The organism is Kitasatospora herbaricolor, assembly GCF_030813695.1.
In the GTDB taxonomy this organism is placed as follows: domain Bacteria; phylum Actinomycetota; class Actinomycetes; order Streptomycetales; family Streptomycetaceae; genus Kitasatospora; species Kitasatospora herbaricolor.
The window spans coordinates 8,769,248-8,792,230 of the sequence record NZ_JAUSVA010000002.1; the positions used below are offsets into that span (position 1 = coordinate 8,769,248).

18 protein-coding genes are annotated in these 22,983 nt (G+C 73.6%); 8 read left to right on the top strand and 10 right to left on the bottom strand.

Features of this window, described 5'->3' with window-relative positions; genetic code table 11:
• Nucleotides 1-222: 222 nt before the first annotated feature.
• On the top strand, nucleotides 223-693 hold the full coding sequence (locus J2S46_RS37945; RefSeq protein ID WP_191291558.1) for a hypothetical protein: 471 nt from the start codon (nucleotides 223-225) through the stop codon (nucleotides 691-693).
• A 65-nt stretch (nucleotides 694-758) separates the two neighbouring features.
• Here J2S46_RS37945 and J2S46_RS37950 read toward each other — a convergent pair whose 3' ends face one another.
• The gene (locus J2S46_RS37950; protein WP_191291557.1) at nucleotides 759-1,166 is read right to left on the bottom strand and encodes a hypothetical protein; all 408 of its coding nucleotides are present in this window, start codon (nucleotides 1,164-1,166) and stop codon (nucleotides 759-761) included.
• 596 nt (nucleotides 1,167-1,762) lie between these two features.
• On the opposite strand from J2S46_RS37950, the gene J2S46_RS37955 reads away from it, so the two are divergent.
• Nucleotides 1,763-2,143 carry a carboxymuconolactone decarboxylase family protein gene (locus J2S46_RS37955; protein ID WP_191291556.1) on the top strand — a complete coding sequence of 127 codons (381 nt, stop codon included), beginning with the start codon at nucleotides 1,763-1,765 and terminating at the stop codon, nucleotides 2,141-2,143.
• A gap of 59 nt (nucleotides 2,144-2,202) precedes the next feature.
• On the opposite strand, the gene J2S46_RS37960 is transcribed toward J2S46_RS37955, so the two are convergent.
• From J2S46_RS37960 to J2S46_RS37975, 4 genes are all read right to left on the bottom strand, one after another.
• The gene (locus J2S46_RS37960; RefSeq protein ID WP_191291555.1) at nucleotides 2,203-3,249 is read right to left on the bottom strand and encodes a LacI family DNA-binding transcriptional regulator; all 1,047 of its coding nucleotides are present in this window, start codon (nucleotides 3,247-3,249) and stop codon (nucleotides 2,203-2,205) included.
• 55 nt (nucleotides 3,250-3,304) lie between these two features.
• Nucleotides 3,305-4,210, bottom strand: a complete 906-nt coding sequence (locus J2S46_RS37965; protein ID WP_191291554.1) for a carbohydrate ABC transporter permease — start codon at nucleotides 4,208-4,210, stop codon at nucleotides 3,305-3,307.
• Nucleotides 4,211-4,213: 3 nt separating this feature from the next.
• Nucleotides 4,214-5,128 carry a carbohydrate ABC transporter permease gene (locus tag J2S46_RS37970; protein WP_191291553.1) on the bottom strand — a complete coding sequence of 305 codons (915 nt, stop codon included), beginning with the start codon at nucleotides 5,126-5,128 and terminating at the stop codon, nucleotides 4,214-4,216.
• An 83-nt stretch (nucleotides 5,129-5,211) separates the two neighbouring features.
• Nucleotides 5,212-6,528, bottom strand: coding sequence for an ABC transporter substrate-binding protein (locus tag J2S46_RS37975; RefSeq protein ID WP_191291552.1), 1,317 nt, complete (start codon nucleotides 6,526-6,528; stop codon nucleotides 5,212-5,214).
• A gap of 223 nt (nucleotides 6,529-6,751) precedes the next feature.
• Here J2S46_RS37975 and J2S46_RS37980 point away from each other — a divergent pair, with 223 nt between their 5' ends.
• Both J2S46_RS37980 and J2S46_RS37985 read left to right on the top strand, forming a co-directional pair.
• Nucleotides 6,752-8,842, top strand: coding sequence for a beta-galactosidase (locus J2S46_RS37980; protein WP_191291551.1), 2,091 nt, complete (start codon nucleotides 6,752-6,754; stop codon nucleotides 8,840-8,842).
• A gap of 137 nt (nucleotides 8,843-8,979) precedes the next feature.
• Complete coding sequence (locus J2S46_RS37985) at nucleotides 8,980-10,557, top strand: glycoside hydrolase family 53 protein (RefSeq protein WP_191291550.1); 1,578 nt, start codon at nucleotides 8,980-8,982, stop codon at nucleotides 10,555-10,557.
• A 95-nt stretch (nucleotides 10,558-10,652) separates the two neighbouring features.
• On the opposite strand, the gene J2S46_RS37990 is transcribed toward J2S46_RS37985, so the two are convergent.
• Nucleotides 10,653-11,495 carry a class I SAM-dependent methyltransferase gene (locus J2S46_RS37990; protein ID WP_191291549.1) on the bottom strand — a complete coding sequence of 281 codons (843 nt, stop codon included), beginning with the start codon at nucleotides 11,493-11,495 and terminating at the stop codon, nucleotides 10,653-10,655.
• Between the two features lie 73 nt (nucleotides 11,496-11,568).
• Here J2S46_RS37990 and J2S46_RS37995 point away from each other — a divergent pair, with 73 nt between their 5' ends.
• The gene (locus J2S46_RS37995; RefSeq protein ID WP_191291548.1) at nucleotides 11,569-12,168 is read left to right on the top strand and encodes a TetR/AcrR family transcriptional regulator; all 600 of its coding nucleotides are present in this window, start codon (nucleotides 11,569-11,571) and stop codon (nucleotides 12,166-12,168) included.
• A gap of 78 nt (nucleotides 12,169-12,246) precedes the next feature.
• On the opposite strand, the gene J2S46_RS38000 is transcribed toward J2S46_RS37995, so the two are convergent.
• Nucleotides 12,247-13,413, bottom strand: a complete 1,167-nt coding sequence (locus tag J2S46_RS38000) for a damage-control phosphatase ARMT1 family protein (protein WP_191291547.1) — start codon at nucleotides 13,411-13,413, stop codon at nucleotides 12,247-12,249.
• A 465-nt stretch (nucleotides 13,414-13,878) separates the two neighbouring features.
• Nucleotides 13,879-17,076 carry a M28 family peptidase gene (locus J2S46_RS38005; RefSeq protein WP_191291546.1) on the bottom strand — a complete coding sequence of 1,066 codons (3,198 nt, stop codon included), beginning with the start codon at nucleotides 17,074-17,076 and terminating at the stop codon, nucleotides 13,879-13,881.
• Between the two features lie 391 nt (nucleotides 17,077-17,467).
• Between J2S46_RS38005 and J2S46_RS38010 the strand changes: the two genes are divergently transcribed.
• The gene (locus J2S46_RS38010) at nucleotides 17,468-19,006 is read left to right on the top strand and encodes an NsdA family TPR-like regulatory protein (protein ID WP_229912946.1); all 1,539 of its coding nucleotides are present in this window, start codon (nucleotides 17,468-17,470) and stop codon (nucleotides 19,004-19,006) included.
• 554 nt (nucleotides 19,007-19,560) lie between these two features.
• Here the strand turns inward: J2S46_RS38010 and J2S46_RS38015 are convergent.
• Nucleotides 19,561-19,995: a nucleoside deaminase gene (locus J2S46_RS38015; protein ID WP_191291545.1), complete on the bottom strand. Its 435-nt coding sequence runs from the start codon at nucleotides 19,993-19,995 to the stop codon at nucleotides 19,561-19,563.
• Nucleotides 19,992-20,810 carry an LLM class flavin-dependent oxidoreductase gene (locus J2S46_RS38020; RefSeq protein WP_191291544.1) on the bottom strand — a complete coding sequence of 273 codons (819 nt, stop codon included), beginning with the start codon at nucleotides 20,808-20,810 and terminating at the stop codon, nucleotides 19,992-19,994. Before J2S46_RS38020 ends, J2S46_RS38015 begins: the two co-directional genes overlap by 4 nt.
• Before the next feature lie 93 nt (nucleotides 20,811-20,903).
• On the opposite strand from J2S46_RS38020, the gene J2S46_RS38025 reads away from it, so the two are divergent.
• Nucleotides 20,904-21,350 (top strand): Lrp/AsnC family transcriptional regulator, encoded by a 447-nt coding sequence (locus tag J2S46_RS38025; RefSeq protein ID WP_073928302.1) that lies wholly within the window; start codon nucleotides 20,904-20,906, stop codon nucleotides 21,348-21,350.
• 479 nt (nucleotides 21,351-21,829) lie between these two features.
• Entirely contained in the window at nucleotides 21,830-22,474 is a 645-nt protein-coding gene (locus J2S46_RS38030; RefSeq protein WP_191291543.1) for a GAP family protein, read from the top strand.
• Nucleotides 22,475-22,983: the final 509 nt, after the last annotated feature.

Here is a 22,983-nt window from a genome sequence, read left to right on the forward strand (position 1 = left end):
GTCCCGCCGGTGGAGGCCGGCGCTCGACGGGGATGCGGTGGCAGGGGATGGGCGCGGGGAGGACGCGGGCGGTGACCGCCCGGCGTGGCCGGCGACCGGCCGGGTCAGTTCCGATGATGGCAGCAAGTCCGTGCGATCGGCCGTATTCGTCCGCCCGGCGGCGCCGTGCCGGGCGAGCGTCGCCCCCGTACGCGCACGCGGGCGGGCGTCCCGAGGCGCGCGGTGAGCCCCGGCACAGCGTTCTTCGCCGCTCCTGACGACGGCAGCGCCGTCGCGTTCCCGGCCGGTCCGGACCGGTTCGCCACGCTGACGGGCGAGTACTTCTCCGCACTCGGGGCCGTCGACGAGTGGGACCGCTACTTCGCCGGCCCGCTCCCGGATCCGCCAGGACGAGGCCTGGCCTTCCTGCGGCGGCGCTCAGCGTCGGCGAGGCCCTCGGAACCGCGCTGGATCAAGCCCTGGACCCATGACGGCAGCGGAATGTTCGCTCTTCCGCCCCGGCTGACCCGCTCGCTCGCCGACGCCCGCGTCGAGGAACTGGAGCGACTCGCGGCCCGCTGGGCCGAGCGGCTCCGCCGTGAGGACGGCGACGAGATGACCGACGACGATCTCCCGGCCCTGGTACGAGCGGTCGCACGGCTCGCCACGAGCGCCGCGACCACGAGAGGCAACCTCTACTGCTGGTTCCACTGAGCATTCCGGCGTACCGGGTGGTCCGGACGTCGGGGCTCGGGGTGCCCGCCTTCCAGGGAGTCCGCTCACGAAGGCGCCGATCCGGTGTCCTCCGCGGAATCCTCTGGCGGGGTGCTCGGCCGGGCGGCGTAGTCGTCGGTGAGGAGGCTGCAGGTGCACCAGTCGCCCGTGCACGGCGTGCCGGCCTCCGCACCGTAGGGGCCGAGACCGCTCATGACGCGGAGCATCTCGGCGCGGTCCGGCGCGTGGAGGACGGGGAGCGCCGCCCGTGGCGTCAGCCGCCAGGCGGCGGGGAGGTCGTCGATGTCACCGACGACCGCTGCGTCGATGAACAGGGTGAAGAGGGGATGCTCAGGGAAGTCGTTGAGCCGCAGGACCCACCAGTGCCCGTCGGCCCGGGCCGCGTAGCGGAAGACCGTGCTGCCCGTGTCGTGCCAGGCGGCCCCGGCGGGCAGCGCGGGGACGGGCGTCATGACCGGCGCGGCGGGGTCGACGGGGCGGACGGGAGTTGCCCGCAGGGCGCGCCGAGGCGGCGGCCGCGGGCCGGCGCCGCGTCCGGGGAGCCGGCCGCGTTCGCGCCCTCCCCTGTCGCGTGGGCAGGTCCCGCGCGGTGGCGGACCGTCAAGCCGGTCGGCCGCAACCGGTGGGCCTCTGCGCCGATCGGTCGCTGACGCGGTGAGCGACGGATCGGCGGCGGCGGATTCTTCGGCACCGCCCCATCCTCCAGGTTTCAGCCGCTGTGCGCCATGACCAGCCTCCTGGTCGGTGCGGGCGGGGCCCGACGACGGCGGTGCCCGGCACCCGCGGTGGCAGGCCGGGTTCGTGACGCCCTTCCTGCCCGGACGGGTTGCTCCGCCGGGTGCGGGTGCGGGTGCGGGTGCGGGTGCGGTGCGGGCGCGTTCCGCGGCGCGTGCTCGGGCGCGTACGACGGGCCGGTGGTGGGTGCCGCGTGAGACGGTGGTCGGGACGGACGGAGCCGCACGTCACCGGCCCGGTCCCGTGGCACGCGCCCAGGGCGGTCGACGAGTGCGGCGCTCGGACGGCGCACCCGACGAGAGGAACGAGCGAGATGGCAGCCTTCGACGCGAGCGGTGATCCGGGACAGGCCGCGGGCTCCGTGCCGCCGCTGCTGGAAGTCCTCACCGGGTTGACGCTGGGCGCCTTCGAAGCATCAGGCCTGGACGAGGAGAGCTACCTCCTGGTCCGGATCGCTGCCCTGGTCGCGATGGGAGCCGCGCCCGACTCCTACCTGCTGAACGTCGCAGCCGCCCGGGAGAGCGGCATCCCGCCGGAGCGGGTCCGCGGGGTGCTGGTGGCCCTGGCCCCGTTGGTGGGCACCGCTCGCATCGTCGCGGCCGCCCGGGGCATGGAGGAGGCGCTCGGCGTCATGCTTCTCACACCGCAGGCGGAGTCGGAGGCGGAGTCGACGCCCGGCCCGGGCCTCGACTGAGACGCCCCGGCGGCCCCGGACGCCCCGGGGCCCGGGGCCGCCGGCCCCGGGCCTGGCCCTCAGGCCGACTCGCGGATCACCAGCTCGGTCGGCAGGATCACCGTCGGCTGGGTCTCGCCCGCGATCTGGGCGAGCAGCAGCCGGACCATCTCGTGGCTGATCCGGTCCCAGGGCTGGCGGACGGTGGTGAGCGCCGGGCGGGTGGTCAGGGCGGCCGGCGAGTCGTCGAAGCCGCCGACCGCGACGTCCCCGGGGACGCTGCGGCCGGCCCGCTCCAGGGCGGCCAGCGCGCCGTCGGCCATCAGGTCCGAGGCGACGAAGAGCGCGTCCAGGCCGGGTGCGGTCGCCAGCAGCCGGTCGGCGGCCTGCTCGCCGCCGGCCCGGCTGTAGTCGCCGTACGCCACCAGGCTCTCGTCGAAGGCGATGCCGTACTCGTCCAGCACCTCGCGGTAGCCCAGCAGCCGTTCGACCCCGCCGGGGGTGTCCTGCGGCCCCGCGACGGTGGCGACCCGGCCGCGGCCCGATTCGATCAGGTGGCGGACCATGTCCTTGGCGCCCTCCCGGTCGTCGGCCGCGACGTACGCGACCCGGCCGCGCTGGCCGAGCGGCTTGCCGCAGGAGACCATCGGGATCTCGGCCTCCCGCAGGTGCTCGATCATCGGGTTCCCCCGATGGGAGGAGACCAGCAGCACCCCGTCCACGTGGCCGGCCGCCAGGTAGCGCACCACCCGGCGGCGTTCCGCCTCGTCGCCCGCCGTCATCAGCAGCAGCGGGATGTCGTGCTCGCCCAGGGCGGCTGTGCAACCCCGCAGCAGGGTGGTGAAGTTGGGGTCCTCGAAGAAGCGCTCCTGCGGTTCGGTGAGCAGGAACGCCACCGAGTTGGAGCGCTGGGTGACCAGGTTGCGGGCGTGCCGGTTGACCACGTACCCGAGCTTGCCGATCGCCGCGTTCACCGCCTCCATCGAGGCCGGGCTGACGTTGTGCCCGCCCTGCAGCACCCGCGACACGGTGCCGCGCGAGACACCCGCGACCGCGGCGACGTCGTGGATGGTCGGTGCGCGGCGGGGCTTGCCGGCGGGCCGGCCCTGGGCTGCTGGTTCGGTCATGGTGCCAAGCGTTCCTTGCGGAGGGGCTGCCGACAAGCGCGGCAGCGGCGGACGGTCAGGACTTGACGGCTCCGGAGAGCAGATCGATGCGCCAGTAGCGCTGGAGCCCGAGGAAGAGCAGGATCAGCGGCACCACCGAGAGCAGCGCGCCGGTGATCACCAGGGTGTACAGCGCGGGGGCGTTCGCCCCCTGCTGGAGCAGCGAGTACAGGCCCACCGTGACCGGGAACCGGTGGTCGTCGCCGAGCATGATGTAGGGGAGCAGGAAGTTGTTCCAGATCGCCACGAACTGGAACAGGAAGACGGTGACCAGCCCGGGCACCATCATCGGCAGCGCCACGCTGCGGAACAGCCGGAACTCCTTCGCGCCGTCCACCCGGGCGGCCTCGACCACCTCGTCGGGGATCGCGGCGGCGGCGTAGATCCGCGCCAGGTAGATGCCGTACGGGCTGACGATGCTGGGCAGCAGCACCGACCAGTAGCTGTCCGCCAGGCCGGCCTGGGCCATCAGCAGGTACTGCGGGACGGCCAGCGTGATCGGCGGCATCAGCACGCCGGCCAGCAGGATGTTGAAGATCGCGGTACGCCCCCGGAACCGGTACTTGGCGAGCGCGTAGCCGGTGACGCCGGAGAGCGCGGCCGACAGCAGGGCGCCGACGCCCGCGTACAGGGCCGAGTTGGCCATCCATCGCCAGTAGACGCCGCCGCGGTAGGCGGAGAGTTCGGCCAGGTTGTCGAGGAAGCCGCTGCCGGGGGAGAAGGTGAAGGTGGTGAACAGCTCGCCGCTGCTCTTGGTGGCGGCCGTCACCACCCAGAGGATCGGGATCAGGCAGTAGACCGCGCCGAGCAGCAGGAGCAGGGTGGGGATCCAGGCCGTGCGGCGGGGCGGGGCGACGGCGCTGCCGGGGGAGGTGCCCGGTGCGGGGGCGGTGCGGCGGCGGGGGGTCAGGGTGGTGCTCATGGCTCAGCTGCCTCCGTCGGAGCGCTTGTTGACCAGCTTGAGGAAGCCGAAGGACAGGACCAGCGTCGCGCCCGCGACGACCACCGAGGTGGCGGCGGCGGAGTGGATGTCCCCCTGGACGAAGGCGTCGCGGTAGACCTTCATCAGCGGGCTCCAGGTCGAACTCATGCTGTTGGTCAGGGGCTTGAGGGTCATCGGCTCGCTGAACACCTGCAGGGTGGCGATCATCGAGAAGAAGAAGGTGAGCACCAGCGAGGGCAGCACCATCGGGATCTTGATCCGCAGGGCGATCTGCAGCTCGGACGCGCCGTCGAGGCGGGCCGCCTCGTACAGCTCGACCGGGATGGCCCGCAGCGAGGTGTAGATCACGATCATGTTGAAGCCGGTGCCGCCCCAGACCGCGATGTTGGCGAGCGCCACGAACAGTCCGTTGCCGTGCAGCAGGTCGGGCCCGCCGATGCCGGCCTTGTCCAGCAGGAAGTAGCCGGGGCTGACGGTCGGCAGGTAGAGGAAGCCCCAGAGCAGTGAGGCGACGATGCCGGGCACGGCGTACGGCAGGAAGATCGCGAGCCGGGAGAAGGTGCCGAGCCGGACCCGGGGGGTGTCCAGCAGCAGGGCGAGCAGCAGCGCCCCGCCGAGCATGGCCGGGACGAGCAGCCCCCCGTACAGCAGGGTGCGGCCGGCGCCGGCCAGCAGCTCCGGGTCGCCGAGGGCGGAGGTGTAGTTGGACAGGCCCGCCCAGACCTCGGTGCGGGCGTGCGACCCGAGGCCCAGGCCCTTGACCTGGACGGCGCGGAAGCTCAGGTGGAGCGCGTAGCCGATCGGCACCGCGAAGAAGAGCGTGAACAGGATGACGGCCGGCGTGAGGAAGGCGTACGGGGCGAGGCGCCGGGACGGGCGGGGCTGGTGGGACGCCATGGCGGTCCTAGGGAGTCGGGGGGGATCGGCGCCCGGGGGCCGCGCCGTGCGGCGGGGCCCCCGGGCCGGGGCTGGCGGGGCGGTCAGCCCTCGGTCTTGAAGCCGTTCTTCTTCAGGTCGGCGACGGTGGCCTGCTGCATGGCGGTCAGCGCGGCGGAGAAGTCGCCCTTGTCCTGAGCGGCCTTGCCGAAGGCGTCCTTGAAGGTGGAGTAGGCGACGTTGACGTTGGGACCCCAGGCGGCGGGGGCGGTGTTCTTCGCGATCGCGGCGGCCTGGGTGTAGAAGTCCGCCTGGTTGGCGAAGAACTCCGGCGCGGTGGCGAGCGCGCCGCCGCTCTGGGCGGCGGTCGCGGCCGGGTAGATGCCGGCCTCCTTGACCAGCGCGGCGACGGCCTCCGGGTCGGTGTTCAGCCAGCCGGCGAACTGCGCGGCGGCGGCGCCGTGGCCGGCCTTCGCGGCGCCGGTGGTGACGCCCGTGGTGGAGCCGCCCCAGCTGCCGGTCACGGACTCGCCGGCGTTCCACTGCGGAAGCGGGGCGATCGCCCACTTGCCCTTGGTGTCCGGGGCGGAGGAGGTGAAGACGCCGGGTGCCCAGACGGCGGAGACCCAGGCGATCTGGCTGCCGTCGTTCAGCGCCTTGCTCCAGGCCGGGGTGTACATCGGCTGGTTGTCGATCGCCCCCTCCTTCACCAGGCCGCCCCAGAAGTCGGCGACCTTCTTGCTCGCGGCGTCGTCGATGCCGACCTTCCAGGTCTCGCCGGAGGCGGTCCACCACTTGGCGCCGGCCTGCTGGGCCAGGCCCGCGAACAGGCCGGAGTCGTTGGCCGAGAAGGTGGTGAGGGCCTTGGCCGGGTCCTTCTGCTTGAGCTGCCGGGCGGCGTCGGCGAACTCGGCCCAGGTGGTGGGCACCTTCAGCCCGTACTGCTGGAAGAGGTCCTGCCGGTAGTAGAGGGCGAGCGGCGCGGTGTCCTCGGGGACGGCGTACACGGCGTCCGAGCCGAGCGTGACCTGCTGCCAGACCCCGGCGGCGAACTTGTCCTTGACGCCCGCCGTCTCCTTGGCGATGTCGGCGAGCACGTCGTTGCTGACCAGGGTGGGCAGGGCCTGGTACTCGGCCTGGAGGAGGTCGGGGGCGTTTCCGGCCTTGGCGGCGGTGATGGTCTTGGTGACCAGGTCGTCGCCGGAGGCCTGCTTCTGGACGCTGACCTGGATGTCCGGGTGGGCGGCGTTCCAGATCGCGGCCACCTTGTCCATGTTCGGCGTCCAGGACCAGAAGGTCAGCTTGACCGGCCCGGCGGCGGGCCCGGCGGCGTCGGAGCCGCTGCCGCTGCTGCCGCAGGCGGTCAGCGCGAGCGCGGCGCAGAGCGTGGCGGCCGTGGCGAGGGCAAGGCGACGGGGCATGGATCCTCCCGGGATCACGGCTGGGGGAGCGGGGGAAGGGTGGGGGTTCACGACGTACGGGAGGTGGCCTCCGGTGCTCCCGGGACCACGACCGTCGCTGTGCACGTTCACAGTACGGAAACGCAGCGGATACTTGTCAATCCCCAGCCTCATACGGTTATGTTGCCGAAACACAGAGCGCCCAAGGCTGTGTACGTTCACAGTTCTTCCCGATGGAGCATCCATGGAACACCCGCTGACCCGCGACAACACCCCGGAGGCGGCCGCCGGGCCCTTGGACCGGCCCCGCCGGCCCGTCGGGCTGGAGACGCTCGCCTACGGCGGGGACTACAACCCGGAGCAGTGGCCGGAGGAGGTCTGGGCGCAGGACGTCCGGCTGATGCGCGAGGCCGGCGTCACCATGGTCAGCGTCGGGATCTTCTCCTGGGCCCTGCTGGAGACCGAGCGCGGCGCCTACGACTTCGGCTGGCTCGACCGGCTGCTCGACCTGCTGCACGAGAACGGGATCAGGGTCGACCTCGGCACCCCCACCGTGGTGCCCCCGGCCTGGTTCTACCGGGACCATCCCGAGGTGCTGCCGGTCAACCGCGAGGGCGTCCGGTACGAGTTCGGCTCACGCGGCGCCATCTGCCACAGCTCGCCCGCCTACCAGGAGGCCGCCGCCTCGATCACCGGACAGCTCGCCCGGCGCTACGGCGGCCACCCGGCCGTCGCCCTGTGGCACGTCCACAACGAGTACGGCGTGCCGGTCAGCGCCTGCTGGTGCGAGACCTCCGCCGAGCACTTCCGCCGCTGGCTCACCGAGCGGTACACCACCCTCAAGCAGCTCAACGAGGCCTGGGGCACCACCTTCTGGGGCCAGCACTACACCAGCTGGGACGACATCCGCCCGCCCCGGCTCACCCCCACCGCCGGCAACCCCGCGCAGCAGCTCGACTGGGCCCGGTTCACCAGTGACGCGCTGCTGGACAACTTCCGGCGCGAGCGGGACATCCTGCACCGCCTGGCCCCCGGCATCCCGGTCACCACCAACTTCATGACCGCGCTCTCCCAGTGCGAGTCCCTCGACTACTGGGCCTGGGGCCGCGAGGTCGACCTGGTCGCCAACGACCACTACCTGGTCGCCGAGGGCGAGCGGAACCACATCAACCTCGCGATGTCCGCCGACCTCACCCGCTCGGTCGCCGGCGGCCGGCCCTGGCTGCTGCTGGAGCACTCCACCGGCGCGGTCAACTGGCAGCCCCGCAACCTCGCCAAGCAGCCCGGCGAGATGGCCCGCAACAGCCTCGCCCACGTCGCGCGCGGCTCCGACGGCGCGATGTTCTTCCAGTGGCGGGCCTCCCGGCACGGCGCCGAGAAGTTCCACTCCGCGATGCTGCCGCACGCGGGCACCGACAGCCGGATCTGGCGCGAGGTGGTCGAACTCGGCTCCGCGCTCGGCTCGCTGGGCGAGGTCCGGGACAGCAGGGTGGTCGCGGAGGCCGCCGTCCTGTGGGACTGGCAGTCCTGGTGGGCGCAGAAGCTGGAGTGGCGGCCCAGCGTCGACCTGGACGCCCGCGAGCGGGCCGACAGCTGGTACGCGGCCGCCTACGACCGCCACCTCACCGTCGACTTCGCCCACCCCGAGGCCGATCTCGCCGGCTACCCGCTGGTACTCGTCCCCGCCCTGTACCTGATGACCGAGGCCGCCGCCCGCAACCTGCGCAGCTACGTGGAGAACGGCGGCACCCTGGTGGTCTCCTGCTTCTCCGGCATCGTCGACGAGCACGACGCCGTGCACCCGGGCCCGCACCCCGGCGCGCTGCGCGAGATCCTCGGCCTCACGGTCGAGGAGTTCGCACCCCTGCGGGCCGGGCAGCGGGTCAGGCTCACCGGCGACGGGGACGGGGCTGAACGGACCGGTGAGGGGGCCGAACTGACCGGTGACGTGTGGTCGGAGTTCGTCGTGCCGCGCGGCGCCGAGACCCTCTGGCGGTACGCCGACGGACCGGCCGCCGGGCACGCCGCCGTGACCCGCCACGTGCTCGGCGCCGGCTCGGCCTGGTACGTCTCCAGTCGCCTGGACGCCGCCGGCCTCGACAGCGTGCTCGCCCGGGCGGCCGCCGAGGCAGGCCTGCCGGAGCGCGAACTGCCCCGCGACGTCGAGGTGGTGGAACGGGCCGGTGCACACGGCCGGTACCTCTTCGCCATCAACCACAGCGGCGCCGACGCCCGCGTCCCGCTGTCCGGCGACGGCGTCGAACTGCTCACCGGCGCACCCGTGTCCGGCACCCTGGACGTCCCCGCGGGCACCACCCGCGTCGTCCGGCTCTGACTCCTGCCCGGCCCGCCGAGGGTCGGTCCGGGCAGGTGCCCCGCCCCGGCCCGGCGGCCGTCCTCCCAGCGCACGGCCGCCGGGCCGCACCCCCACGGCTCCACCTCCCCCACCCCACCTCATCGCCAAGGACGACGATGCCCCAGGGAACCAGGCGCCTGCTCGCCAGCAGCGCCGCCTCGCTCGTGATCGCCGCCGCCACCACGGTCGCGCTCCCCACCACCTCCGCACAGGCGGCCGTCACCGTCGCCAACCCCGGCTTCGAGACCGGCGGCGCCGGCACCGCGACCCCCACCGGATGGTCCACCTACTCCGCCGGCGGCCAGAACGCCGCCTCCTACACCGAGGCCGGCGGCCACGGCGGCTCCTACCGGCTCACCCACTGGTCGGCCTCCGCCTACAAGGTCGAGACCTACCAGTACCTGTCCGGCCTCACCAACGGCAGCTACACGCTGACCGCCTGGGTCCGCTCCAGCGGCGGGCAGAACGCCGCCTACCTCGCCCTCAAGGGCTGCGGCGGCGCCGATCAGCGCACCGACCTCCCGGTCACCCCGAACGGCGGCTGGATCCGACTGGTCACGCCCGTCTCGGTGACCAACGGCCAGTGCACGATCAGCATCAACTCCGACGCCAACGCCGGGAACTGGCTCAACGTCGACGACATCACGCTGACCTCGGGCAGCACCGGCGTCGCCGCCCGCGGCGTCGACGTCTCCACCCTGAAGAAGAGCGAGGACAAGGGCGGCACCTACGCCTACGCCGACGGCACCGCAGCCGACGCCCTGACCGTCCTGCACGCGGCCGGCGCCAACTACGCCCGGCTGAAGGTCTGGGTCGACCCCGCCGACGGCTACAACTCCAAGGCCAGGGTGCTGACCATGGCCGCCCGCGCCAAGGCACTCGGCATGAAGATCCTCATCGACTTCCACTACTCCGACGTCTGGGCCGACCCGGGCGCGCAGACCAAGCCCTCGCCCTGGGCCTCGTACACCGCGACCCAGCTGGGCACCGCCGTGTACGGCCACACCTACGACGTGCTGAACGCCCTCAAGGCGCAGGGCACCACCGCCGACATGGTGCAGATCGGCAACGAGATCAACGGCGGCATGCTCTGGCCGGAGGGCTCCACCGCCAACTGGACCAACCTTGGCTCCTTCCTCACCCAGGGCGCCGCGGCCGCGAAGGCCGTCAGCGCCTCCACCCAGGTCATGCTGCACCTGGCCAAGGGCGGGGACGACGCCGGCGCCCGCACCTTCTTCGACAACGCGGTGTCGCACGGCGTGCCGTTCGACGTCATCGGGCTCTCCTACTACAGCTACTGGCACGGCCCGCTGAACGACCTGCAGACCACGCTCGACGACATGGCCGCCCGGTACGGCAAGAAGGTCGCCGTGGCCGAGACGGCCTACGCCTTCACCCTCGACAACAAGGACTCCCTGGAGAACAACCTCGCCACCACCGCCCAGTTGACGACCGGCTACCCGGCCACCCAGGCCGGCCAGGCCGCCGCGCTGCGCGACGTGCTCAACGTGGTCGAGGCCGTGCCGGGGGGCAAGGGGCTCGGGGCCTTCTACTGGGAGCCGGCCTGGACGGCCGTGCCCGGCAACGGCTGGGACCCGGCCGATCCCGCCTCCGGCAACGCCTGGGAGAACCAGGCCCTGTTCGACTACGCCAACCGGCCGACCGCCGCGATGGGTTGGCTGAACCACCGCTGACGAGGCCGACGCCCGCCCGGCCGCGCCCGGCCCGGTCCCCGCTCGGGCCGGGCACGGCCGTGGTCCGCATCCGCTCGGGCGCCTCCGCCCCGCCGTCAGACGTGGCCGCGCAGCGCCGCGGTCACCACGACGGCGGTGTACTCCATCGTGAACGCGCCGCCCAGGGCGTCCACGGCGGCGCCCACACCGGCCAGCACCGCTGCCAGGTCGGCCGGCGGGAGCCGGCCGTGGTCGCCCTGGGTGGGCAACTGGTCCAGCCATTCGTCGCGGGTGTACGGCCGGGTCCAGTCGAACCGCCACTGCTCCGGCTCGCCGAAGGCGCCCGCCCGCCGGATGCCGTCGGCGGCCCGGTCGAACAGGGTCGAGTACCCGTCCGGCGCGTGCGCCGGCCGCCGGTGGGCGCGCGCCGCCAGCGACTCGGGCGCGAACCGGTCGTAGACCGCCGCGAAGGCCCCGGCGGCCTCTGCCGGGGGCCGGGCGACGTTCCAGAACGCCGCCAGCCGGCCGCCCGGCCGCAGGACCCCGGCTGCCTTCGCCGCCCCCACGGCCGGGTCCACCCAGTGCCAGGCTTGCCCGGAGACGACTCCGTCGAAGCGCCGGCCGGCGCTGTCCCAGGCCTCGAAGGTCGCCACCTCGACCTGGTCGCCCCCGCGGCGGGCGAAGGCGGCCATCCGCGGGTCGGGCTCGACCCCGAGCACCGTGCAGCCGTGCGCCCGGAACTGCCGGGCCTCGATGCCGGTGCCGACCCCGACGTCGAGCAGGTCGGGAGCGTCCCGGCCCGGGCAGGCGGCGATGATCCGGCGCACCAGGGCGTCGGGATAGCGCGGCCGGGTGCGGTCGTAGCGTTCGGCGTCCGTACCGAAGGACTCGGCGAGCGGCCGGTGGTGGTGCGGCTGGTCCTGCGGGGGAGAGGCCTCCGGAGGCGGTAAAGTGGGCATGTGCCCATTCATAGTGGGCATGCGCCCACTCGTCAACGGGTTCGGCCACGGGCCGGAGAGGGAGAGCCGCACCATGCCGACGGGGGTAGCCATCCGCGACGCGCGCGAGCAGCTGTTCGACGCCGCCGAGCGCGTCCTGCTGCGCAGCGGGCCCAACGCACTGACCAGCCGGGCGGTCACCACCGAGGCGGGCTGCGCCAAGGGCGTCCTGCACCGGCACTTCGCCGACTTCGACGCCTTCCTCGCCGAACTCGTGCTCGACCGCACCGCCCGGATCGACGGGCAGTCCGCCGCGCTGCGCGCCCGGGCGGGCGAGGGCACCGTCACCGGCAACCTCACCGAGGCGCTGGCCACCCTGTTCGAATCGGTCGCGGTGGCCGTCGTCGGCCTGGTCATCTCCCGGGACGAGCTCCGGGCCAGGCTCCGCCCGCAGGTGCCGGCCGGCGTCCCGCTGCTCGCCGAGGCCACCACGATGATCGCCACGTACCTCGCCGCCGAGCGGGAGGTGGGCCGGATCGCCGCGGACGCGGACGTCGACACCGTCGCCCCCACCCTGATCGGGGCCGGCCACCTGCTCTTCGCCGGCGCCACCGGTGCGCCGCCCGGGAGCGAGGTGCTCAGCAGGACCGTCGCCACCGTCCTCGCGGGGGTGCTGCCGCGCCCGACGGGCTGAGCAGCCGGGCCGGCGGACAGGACGGGCAAGGACCTGGCGCCTGCCGCACCGCGGTGGTCCGGAGCCGTCCGGCGGTGGTCACGGCATGCCGTGCACCTGGATCAGGGCGTGCGTGCCGCTGGTCCGCCACGGGGCGCCGTAGGCGTCCAGGTCGGTCACCACCCGTTCGTCCAGGCCGACCACCACGTCCGACTTCAGCGTACGCAAGGCCGCGACGGGGGAGGGGAAGTGACCGGCCGCGCCGGCGAACGGGGTGATGGCGGGCCAGAGCTGGTCGCCGACCAGCCGGCGGTAGTTGAGGTCGCCCTTGAGGACCGTCACCGCCGCGCCCGCGAACTCGGCCCGCAGATCCGGCGGCATGTCCCGGTAGGGCAGCGGCGCGCAGAAGAACGGATGGGTGCGGACGACCAGCCGGCGGGTGTGCATGGCCTGCCAGAGCCGCTGGCCGGCCCGCCCGGCCTCGGGCTCGGGCGAGGAGCGCAGCCGCCGGAGCGCGGCCAGGACGTCGGCCATGGTCGCGTCGGACACGTAGTACGGGTACGGCTTCACGTAGAGCACCACCTCGGCGGCCAGGGCCTCGGTGAGCAGGTGGTCGACCAGGACGAGGTCCGGCAGCAGTTCGCGGCCGGCGTTGTCCGCGACCAGGCAGACCCGCCCCCGCCCCGCGGCGGCCGGCGCCGCGAACAGCAGCCGGCTGTCGTCCGCGACCAGCCCCGCCGGGCGGCCCGCCACCGGGGCGGCCGTGAGACCGAAGCCGAGGTCCGCGCGGTTGCCCCAGAGGGCCGAGGCCAGCAGGGCCTCCGTCCGCTGCGCGGGTGCGAGCCCCCGCAGCTCGCCCAGGGCCGCGAGCTCCTCGTCGACCGCCGGCCCGGCCAGTTCGGCGTCCTTGAAGGGGGCGAACGGATCGACCCCGCGCCAGGCGCCCGACCCGAAGTAGCCGGTGGCCGCCAGCAGCCGGCGGTAGAAGTAGCTCTCGGCCCAGAGGAACGGCGCCTCGCCCCAGGGGGTGCCCCAGACGTCCCGGCCCCACTCCAGCCAGAGTCCGTGGTCGTCGCCGTCGTCGGTCAGCGGCCGCAGCAGGCCGGTGGTGCTTTCCGCGAGCAGGTCCTCGACCGCAGCCCGTTCGGCGGGTCCGTAGGGCAGCGCGTCGAGCACCTGCTGGACGAGCTTCGGGTGGCGCTCGTGGAAGACGCTCCAGGGGAAGGAGCCGGGGACGTCGCTGCGGATGGTGGGCGCCGGTGACACGTGGGTGGCTGTCCTTCGGTACGGGGCTGCCGCGCGGGGAGCGCTGGTCGGGCCCAGTCTCGCACCGTCCGGCGGGCGATCCCCGGACCGGCGGCCGGACGGCCGGGGTGCCGAGCCGCGCGGTCACCCGACCGGCGGGTCGGACCTTCGCGCGGGCACCGGGAACGCCGACGGGCGGGGGTGCCGCGTGTCGCCACACGGCACCCCCGCCCGCCCCCTTCCCCGGATCGGCGGAGGGTCAACCCGCCCCGCACGTCGCCTCCGTGACGGCGGGTCCGGCCGGCGCTACGGTTCCCCCCGGGCGGGCGGCGGACGGTCTCACCCGCCGGCCGCCCGCCCGCCCGGGGCCCTCCCTCACCCCGGTCCGCGCCGATCCCTGCCGTCCGCCCACTGAACCCCTCTCGGGCGGGCGGCGTTTCCGGCCGCGGCCCGTCCCCCAACGGGCCGCGGTGGCTTGTCGCCGGGTCAGATGCGCTGCCAGAGGGCCGGCACGATGGGCGGCTCCCAGCCGGTCTGGGCCTGGTGGCCCTGCAGGCAGCGGTAGCTGATCCCGCCGTAGGTGACGATGTCGCCGGCCTGGTAGACGGTGCCGGCCGCCCAGGTCCCGCCGCCCTGGCCGCCGCCGACGACCAGCGAGTAGGTGGTGCTGTGGGTGGCGGAGCCGGTGCCGGTCACGGTGATGGTGTACGTGCCGGCGGCGGTGCTCGCGCCGACCGAGACGGTCATCGTGGCCGAGGAGCCGGACTGCACCGAGGCCGGGCTGAAGGAGACCGTGGTGCCGCTCGGCTGGCCGGAGGCGGTGAGGTTCACCGTCTGGGCGCTGCCGGAGGTGGTGGCGGTGGCCACGGTGGCGGTGGTGGAGCCGCCGGCGGTGGTGTTGCCGGTCGTCGGGTTCACCGAGAGGGAGAAGTCGTTGGCGGGAGTGGTTCCTCCGACCGAGGTCTTCCACAGGGTGTACGCGACGCCGTCGGCGCTGCGGTCCAGCACGGTGGCGTTGATGTTGCTGCTGGTGTCGCAGGCCGAGTGGTAGCAGGAGTCGTAGGCCCGGTTCGCGGTGCCGCCCCACTTGGCCGCCTGGGCGGAGGTCTTGACGGCGCTGGCGCCGGCCGCGTAGCCGGAGGTGGGGATGCCCGCCTGCTGGAACGAGTAGTCGTCGGAGCGGCCCTGGCCCTCGACGTTCTCCTCGGGCTGGACGTTCAGCGAGTCCCAGTACGCCTTCATCGGCGCGGAGGCCGCGGAGGTGATGTTGTTGATGAAGTAGCCGGCGTTGGGCGAGCCCACCATGTCGAAGTTGTAGTAGCCCTTGATGGCGCTGCGCTGGGTCGAACCGAGCTGGCTCACATAGTGGTTGGAGCCCTGCAGGCCCTGCTCCTCGCCCGTCCACCAGGCGAAGCGGACGTGCCGGGTCAGGGTCGGGTTCTGCTGGGCGAGAACGAGCGCGTTCTCCAGCAGGACGGCGGAGCCGGAGCCGTTGTCGTTGATGCCGGGCCCGGCGGAGACGCTGTCCAGGTGGGCGCCGAGCATGGTGACCTGGTCGGCGGGGCCGCCCGGCCAGTCCGCGATCAGGTTGTTGGAGACGTACGTGCAGGAGGTGCAGGACTGCTCGGTGACGGTGTAACCGGCCGCCTGGAGCTTGCCCTTGACGTAGGCCAGCGACTGCGAGTGCCCGGCGGTGCCGGCCCGGCGGTTGCCGCCGTTCTGCGAGCCGATGGTGTTCAGCTGGGCGAGGTGGGCCTGCACGTTGGCGACGCTGATGTCCGGCGCGTTGCCGCCCGGGTTGCCGCCGCCCACGGTGAGCGAGTACTGCGCGGTGTGGGTCGCGGTGCCGCTGCCGGTCACCGTGACGGTGTAGCTGCCGGCGACCGCCGCGGCGGACGCCGACACGGTCATCGTGGCGGACGAACCGGCCTGCACGGACGACGGGTTGAAGCTCACCGTGACGCCGCTCGGCTGGCCGGAGGCGGTGAGGTTGACGGTCTGCGCGCTGCCGGAGGTGACCGCGGTGCTGACCGTGGAACTGGTCGAGGCGCCGGGCTGGACCGAACCGGCGGCCGGGCCGAGCGTCAGCGAGAAGTCGTTGGTGCCGGACGGGGTGCAGGTCGGGTCACCGGTCTGGGCCGGCACGCTGACCGCGTCCCAGGCCGCCTTCGCCCGGTTGAACATGGTGCAGCCCGGGTCCAGGTTCTTGGCCGCCGTGAGGGTGGCCGTCCGGTAGCGCTTGTAGGTCATCCCGCTGGTCTTGAGCAGCATGCCGCCGTAGAAGACCCGGCCGGCGTCGCGGATGCCGATCCCGGTCACGGAGGAGCTGTTGCAGGTCGGGCTGGACGGCTTGCCGCCGCCGGGGGCCGAGCCCTCGGCCAGCAGGTAGAACCAGTGGTTCAGCGGGCCGGCCGCCGCGTGCTCCTCGGTGTTGGGGATCGAGGCCGAGTAGCAGTTGGGGTTGTTGCCGACCAGCGAGGGGTTGTACATGTTCCGGATCGGCCCGCTGCCGACCAGGTTGATCATCTCGCCGACGGTGTAGTCGGGGTTGTCGTACGGGGACGGCTCGGCCGCGTACGCCTCGGTGAGGGCGCCCATGATGTCGCCGGTCGCCTCGCCCAGGCCGGACTCGTTGTTCGCGCCGCCGGGCGTGTACTGGTCGATGCCGTGGCCGAACTCGTGGCCGACCACGTCGATCGAGGCGATCCACTCGTTGGCGTTGTTGTGGCCGATCGATATCGACGAGCCGTCCCAGTAGGCGTTGACGTCGTTCAGGCCGACCTTGACCGGCCAGCTGCCGCCGTTGCCGTTGTGCCCGTTGCGGCCCAGCCAGTCGCGGAGCATGTCCCATTCCTTCTGCGCCGCGAACATCACGTCGGCGCAGCCGGTCTCCTTGCTGGTCGGGTTGCCGGTGCCCCAGGAGTCGCTGGACTTGGAGAAGACCTGGCCGCTGCTGTAGTCGGCGCAGCTCAGCCCGGAGCGGCCGGGGTCGCGCAGCGAGTAGGAGCTGCCGGAGCCCGTGGTGCTGATGGTCAGCGGCGAGGGGCCGTTCCACCTGCTGTTGACGGTGCCGGCCTTGACGTCGTCGTAGCTGTCGATCAGCGCGCCCGTCCGGGCGTCGACGAAGACGTGCTGGTGGCTGGGGGCGGTCGCGGTCCGGCCGGTGAGCACGGTCTCCCAGGCGAGCCGGCCCTTGCCGTCCTTGACCCGGACGACCAGCCGGTGCGAGTCGACCGCGTCCACGGCGGCGAGGGCGCCGCGGGAGGTCCGCTCGGCCTCCGCCGCGCCGACCACGGGGGTGGTCGGCACCCCGACCGGGCCGGTGGAGGCGGACTGGGTGGCCCGGACCCGGCCCTGCCCGTCGGCGATCACGACGGCGTCGCCGCCGACCACCGGCAGGCCGCGGTAGCTGCGCTCGTACGCCACCGAATACATGCCGTCGATCCACGGTGTGACGGTGTGCCGTTCGTAGCTCTCGCCGGGGCCCTTGGCGAGCGAGTCCAGGCCGGCGGCGGCCGCCTGGTCGGCGGCGGAAACGGCGGCGGCAAGGGCGCTGGGCGGGGGAGTGGTGGGCCCGTCCGGCCTGGCCGACGCCGATCCGGCGGTGGTGGCCATCATGCCTGCCAGGACGGCCAGGGTTGTCCCGGCCGTCAGCAATCTGCGTTTGGTGGTTCCGTGCTGCATCGAGGCTCCTCGAACGTGGGGGTCCTCGAGCGCGGACGGTGCAGCGGTGGTGCCCCCGGTACGCCGCCGGGGAGGGCGGTCGTACCGGGGTGTCCGCGCTCGGGTGCCGGAACCCTCACATGTCGTCATGTCCGGAGCAATGGTCTAGTCATCTCCGACGGCGCTTCGGCAAGTTCTGTCAAGGTGCCCACCCCGCAAAGTGGTTGAGACCACCTCATGTACGGGGCGACGTTCCTCCAGTACCGTCCTGGCACGGAGGGCGCCCCGTCGCGCCCGTCGACCCGGCGACCAGGGGGGAGCTGCAGTGCAACGGAGCCACGCCGTCACGCGTACCGACGGGCCGGCCGTCGCCCCTTTGCCGGCCGCCGCCCCGCGGCCTGCCGTCGTCCCGGTGCCCCTGGACCGCGCGCGCCCCGCCCCCGCGCCCCGGGCCCCCGTACGCCCGACCCCCTGGCCGGTGTTCGGTGCCCGGCTGCGCCACTGGCGCCGGAGCGCCGGCCTCACCCAGGCCCGGCTGGCCGCCCTGGTCGGCTACGACCACACGGCCATCAGCAAACTCGAACACGGCATCCGTCGGGCCACCCCGCGCCTGGCCGCCCGGCTCGACGACCTGCTCGGGGCCGAGGGCGACCTGCTGACCGCCTTCCGTGCCGCCGAGGAACGTGAGGAGCGCGCCGACCACCCCGAGAGCGCGCACCACCCCGAGCGCGCCGACCACCCCGAGAGCGCGGACCACCCGGAACACGTGGAGCGGGGGCAGCACAGCCCGCCCGGCCCCGCCCGGCCCGTCCGGCCACCGCTGCCCGGCTGGCCCGCGGCGGAGCCCGCCCGCACCGCGCTGCCGCCGCTGGGCGGCCTGCTCCCGGCCCGCCTCCCCGACTACGGACTGCTCTGCCCCCTGCACGGCGCCTCCGGCTGCGCCGTCCCCCCGGCCGCCGACATCGCCGCCCTGCACGCCGAGTTCTGCGCGGCCGCCCCCGACAGCCCGCCGCGGACGGACGCCGACACCGTGCACGCCCTGACCGGCCTTCTCGCCGTCCACATCCGGGCCGGCGAGGAACACATCCACCCGGGCATCGCCGCCGCCGTCGAACACACCCTGCGGGTGATCGTCCGGCAGTTGCCGCTGGCGCCGGCCGACCCGCGCCGCCCGCTGGCCCGGCTCGCCGCGGAGTACGCGCATGCCGCCGGCGTCCTGCGGATGCAGCGCGGCCGCAACGCCACCGCGATGGCCTGCTTCGACCGCGCGCTCAGCTGGTCCGAACTGGCCGACGACCCGGCCACCCAGGTGGCCGCCCTGAGCGACATGAGCACCCTGGCCCGGCTGGAGGGCGACGCCGCCTCCGCCCTCGGCTACGCCCGTGAGATCACCCGCGCGGCCCCCGGCCGGCACTGGGCCGGCGCGATGGCGCAGGTCTACCAGGCCCGCGCGCACGCCCTGGCCGGGGACGTCCGGGAGACCGTCCGGCACGTCGGCCGGGCCCGCCTGCACCTCGACCACATCGGGTCCCGCGACGAGTCCGACGCCCCCTGGCTGACCATCGCGTCCATGCACCTACGGGTGGAGTCCGGCGCGGCGGCCGCCCTGCGGGACGCCGCCGCCGTGGTCGGCGACCTCGGTCTCGCGCGCCGCGCGCTCGACGCCGCCGGCACCGCCCTGGAGCTGCTGGCACCCGAGCAACTTCCTTCGGCCCGGCTGCTGTTCAGGCTCCGGATCGCCGACTGCCACCTCTGCGCGGACGACCCGCAGGCCGCCCTCGCGCTGCTGCGCCCGGCCCTGGAGGACCCGGCCGTCGGCGTCGGCCTCGGCGGCCTGCCCGCCCTGGTCGGTCACGAACTGCGTGGCCTCCGCGACCGGCTCGCCGCCCGTCGGGGCGGCCCGCCCGAACTCGCCGCCGCCGCCCGGCGGCTGGACGAACTGGCCCGGTGAAGGGCGGCCGCGGCACGGCGGAGTGCGGCGGCGAGTTCGGGCGGGCCGGCCGCTACACCGGCGGCCGTACCCACGGGGCGAAGCGCTGACCGGGGGCGAGATCCTCCCGCCAGTACCTCAGCACCGTCCCGTGCACGACCTCGAACCCCCTCTGCGGCGACCAGGCAGGAGACGGGCTCCCGGCCGCCGGCGTCCGCTTCGAAGGCGACCAGGACGGGCGGCACTCCACCGAGCCGACGAGTGAGCCCCGTCCACTCCTCGCGGGTCGGCGCACGGAAGACCGGATCCTGGAACTCCGCCGGACAGCTGACGAAGGCCGGCTGGTCGAAGACCAGCTCCAGGCCGTGGTGGTAGGCGAGGTCATGCCCGGAGGCCAGCCGGAACTGCCCGGCGTCCCATCCGATCACCTCCCAGTCCCACCAGCTCCCCTCGGGCAGCCGGACGCCGCCGTACGGGCGGGCCCCGCTCACCTCCCGCCCCTCACCCGTGCGGACGGATCGGCGGGGGCCCTCCCCCCGCGGGCCCCCGCCGCTGTCCGCCGGCCGTGGGAACGGTCATGACCGGTAGTACTGCTCGATCGGAACGCGCGCCTCGTCGAACAGCGCCGGCCCGTCCTGGGCCACCGTCGGCCAGGCCCCGGAGACCGGGTTGAGCTCGACGAGTTGCTCGGTGGCCAGCGCGAAGACGACCCGGCCGAGCCCGGAGCGGGCGATGCCGCCGCCGCACATGCCGCAGGGCTGGCAGCTGGTGTACATGGTGGTGCGGGCGGCGGTCTCGGCATCGAGTTCGCGAGCCGCCCAGCGCGCGAGCTTCAGCTCCGGATGGGCGCTGATGTCGTTGTCGCTGCGGACGGTGTTGTGGGCCTCGATCAGGATCGTGCCGTCCGGGGCGGCCAGCAGGGAGCCGTAGGGCGCGTCGCCCAGCTTGACGGCGTTCGCCGCGAGGGCGATCGCGCGGCGCAGGAACTGCTCGTCGGCGGGGGTGATCACGATGCGGTCCTCCAGTGGTTGGCCACGGTGGCGAGGGCCTGCCAGGCGGCGTGCGGCCGGCGGGTGTCCTCCGGGTCCCCGTGGTAGGGGTCGAGCAGGACGGTTTCGGCGCCGAGCTTGCGCAACTGGTCCAGATCGTCGAGGACCTGCTCGACGGTACCGGTGCCGGCGAGCCGCTCGGGGTCGTCGATCGGCGCGTCGGTGAGCCGCAGGGCGATGCGGGGCGCGAACCCCGGCAGCGCGTGCTGCGCGAGGACGGAGCGCATGGCCGGGAGGCCGGCCCGCAGCGGATGCCAGGCGTCGCCGAACCTGATGGTGCGCCGGACGGCGGCCTCGCTGTGGCCGCCGACCCAGACCGGGATCGGGCCGGTGCCGTCGTCGGTCTCCTCGTCCCAGGCCTTTCGCAGGACGGCCAGGTGCTCGTCGGTCAGCCTGCCGCGCGCGGAGTACGGCACGCCGAGCGCCTCGAACTCCTGCCGTGACCAGCCGACGCCGACCCCCAGCACCAGCCGGCCGCCGCTGAGCCGGTTGAGGGTGCCCGCCGTTCGTGCCACCAGCAGTGGCTCCCGGTAGGGCAGGATCAGCACGGTGGTACCCAGCCGCACCGTGCTGGTCACCCCGGCCAGCCAGGCCAGCGTGGTGAACGGCTCGTAGAACGGCTCCGGGTACCGCTCGGCCACCTCCGGGGTGACGACCACATGATCCGACATCATGAGGAGGCCGAAGCCCAGCCCCTCCACGACCTGCGCCCACTCGCGCAGCACACCGGGGTCGGTCCCCGGCCCGAAGTTCGGTACGTTCACGCCTAGTTGCATGATCCGAGGCTATCTCGGCGATCAAGGAGGATGGAAGATTGTTCTCCCGGTCATCCCCGGGTTCCGCCACGGATCTGCCGGTAGAATCGCGATATGGCAGTGAATCTTGACGACGTGGACTGGGCGATCATCGGCGAGCTGCAGCGCGAGGCACGCATCTCCCTCAGCGAGCTGGGGCGGCGCGTGAGCCTCAGTCCCTCGGCCACCACGGAACGGGTCCGCCACCTTGAGGCCACCGGCGTCATCGCCGGCTACCACGCCGTGGTCGACCTGGCGAAGGTCGGCTACCCCGTGCTCGCCGTCGTCCGGCTGAAGTACCCCGGCAACCACCACCAGCCGCTGCGCCGCCTGCTCGCCGAGCGGCGGGAGATCCTGGAATGCCTGCGCACCACCGGCGACGACTGCTACACCCTCAAGGTGGCCGCGACCTCCATGGAGCACCTGGAGAAGCTCATGGACGAACTGGCCGGCTTCGGCAGCACCACCACCAGCGTCGTCTACAGCCAGACCCTGCCCTACCGCGGACCCGAGCGGCCCTGACCGAGGGCGGACCGGGGCGCCCGGCGGCGCCTTCCGCCGGGGCCTCAGCCCGGTCCGGCCGAAGCGGTGGCGTACTCGTGTTCCGCTCACGCGGCGTGGATGCACCCGGCCGACGTGAGCGCTCCGAACTCCGGAGCGGTCAGGACCCGTTGGCCGCGAGCCTCGCACGCGCCGCTGCGCGGAGGTTCCATCTCCGCCCTGACCTGGCGACCGGCAATCGGGCTACCCCGGCCGTGTCCTGCTTGACTCGGGCCGCCGCTGAGAACAGAGTCGACGAGCGGCGCACCCGTACCTGCGCCGGCACGACCTGCGCCTGAGCCTGCCGGGCCTGATGTCCGTCCGGCCCGGCCACTACCGGAGGGCAGAGATGGCCGAGCGTCGGGGTGGCGGGAGGCGGAAGCCGTACGCCGGGGGCGGGTCGCCCGCGGGCGGGCCGGCGCATGCGGGTTCCGTCGCGACCGTGAAGGCGGCCGGTGGCGATGGTCCTTGATCTTGTTCTGATCGGTACCGGCATCACGCTGGGGCCGTTGCACAACAGCGCCTTCATCCTGCTGCTCTCCTCCGAGCGCGGTGTCCGCAAGGGGCTGGCGTTCATCCTGGCCTGGCTCGCGAGCCTGGTACTGGTGATCGCCGGCGTGCTGCTGCTGACCGGCGGCACACCCCCGGGCCGGAACTCGGCCCCCTCGGCGGCGGCCGAGGCAGTGAAGCTGTCGATCGGTGTCGCACTCGTCGTCTACGGCGAGCTCCGGCGCCGCCGGCCGAGGGGCACCCGTCGGCAGCCCAAGTGGATGTCCAGGGTGGACTCCATCTCCGTCTGGACGGCCGCCGGGCTCGCCTTCCTGCTGCAACCGTGGGGCCTGGTGGGCGCGGGCGCCGCCACGGTGGTGCAGGCGAATCTCTCCGACGCCGCCACCGTGGCCCTGCTGTTCGGCTACTGCGTGCTGGCCTCGGCGAGCCTGCTGGTGATGGAGCTGTACACGGCGTTCTCGCCGGAGGCCGCCGGAGCCGCGCTGGGCAGGATGCGCCAGTGGGTCGACGGTCACCAGGAACAGGCGATCGTGCTGATCTGCCTGCTGGTGGGCCTGTGGCTGACCGGCAACAGCATCGACCAACTCGTCAGCTGAGCCGGGCCGGGGCTCGGCCGGCCCTGCGTCGCCCGGGCGTCGGCCCGCGCGATGCCGGCGTGGTCCCGGTGGTCGAGGAATGCGACTGTGCATTCGGCCAGGAATTCCGAACGCCCGTCGGTGATTTCTACAGCTGCTGTTTCCGCTGAAATGGCGGCGGTTGCAGAATTTTGCCGGGAGCCGTGAGAATTCGCACCGCCCCGGACGGGGACTGCTGCTGCCGCCGGGGCCGGCCGTCGCAGCGGCCTGGCGGCTGACCGGGCAACATGTCAGCGCTGCTTCCCCTGGCGCCGGAAGGGTGGTTCGTGTCCGCCCAGGCCGGACTCCGCCGCCGGCGGGCGGATGGTTCGCGACCCGCCGCCTCACCGGGCCGGGTCGAATGCGGGGACGGCCCGGCTGTTGCGAGTGAATTCTCCGGAATTCACCGGTGGATGCGAGCCGTGGTGGCTGTTAGAGTCCGCATGCGCAATTCGCGGTGGCGCGGCGAAAGGCGGATCCGAACCTGAGGA

Bases quoted from the DNA above. Each gene is read 5' to 3' on its own strand.
- J2S46_RS37950 (WP_191291557.1), bottom strand. From the start codon at position 1,166: ATGACGCCCGTCCCCGCGCTGCCCGCCGGGGCCGCCTGGCACGACACG.
- J2S46_RS37955 (WP_191291556.1), top strand. From the start codon at position 1,763: ATGGCAGCCTTCGACGCGAGCGGTGATCCGGGACAGGCCGCGGGCTCC.
- J2S46_RS37960 (WP_191291555.1), bottom strand. From the start codon at position 3,249: ATGACCGAACCAGCAGCCCAGGGCCGGCCCGCCGGCAAGCCCCGCCGC.
- J2S46_RS37965 (WP_191291554.1), bottom strand. From the start codon at position 4,210: ATGAGCACCACCCTGACCCCCCGCCGCCGCACCGCCCCCGCACCGGGC.
- J2S46_RS37970 (WP_191291553.1), bottom strand. From the start codon at position 5,128: ATGGCGTCCCACCAGCCCCGCCCGTCCCGGCGCCTCGCCCCGTACGCC.
- J2S46_RS37975 (WP_191291552.1), bottom strand. From the start codon at position 6,528: ATGCCCCGTCGCCTTGCCCTCGCCACGGCCGCCACGCTCTGCGCCGCG.
- J2S46_RS37980 (WP_191291551.1), top strand. From the start codon at position 6,752: ATGGAACACCCGCTGACCCGCGACAACACCCCGGAGGCGGCCGCCGGG.
- J2S46_RS37985 (WP_191291550.1), top strand. From the start codon at position 8,980: ATGCCCCAGGGAACCAGGCGCCTGCTCGCCAGCAGCGCCGCCTCGCTC.
- J2S46_RS37990 (WP_191291549.1), bottom strand. From the start codon at position 11,495: ATGCCCACTTTACCGCCTCCGGAGGCCTCTCCCCCGCAGGACCAGCCG.
- J2S46_RS37995 (WP_191291548.1), top strand. From the start codon at position 11,569: ATGCCGACGGGGGTAGCCATCCGCGACGCGCGCGAGCAGCTGTTCGAC.
- J2S46_RS38005 (WP_191291546.1), bottom strand. From the start codon at position 17,076: ATGCAGCACGGAACCACCAAACGCAGATTGCTGACGGCCGGGACAACC.
- J2S46_RS38020 (WP_191291544.1), bottom strand. From the start codon at position 20,810: ATGCAACTAGGCGTGAACGTACCGAACTTCGGGCCGGGGACCGACCCC.
- J2S46_RS38025 (WP_073928302.1), top strand. From the start codon at position 20,904: ATGGCAGTGAATCTTGACGACGTGGACTGGGCGATCATCGGCGAGCTG.
- J2S46_RS38030 (WP_191291543.1), top strand. From the start codon at position 21,830: ATGGTCCTTGATCTTGTTCTGATCGGTACCGGCATCACGCTGGGGCCG.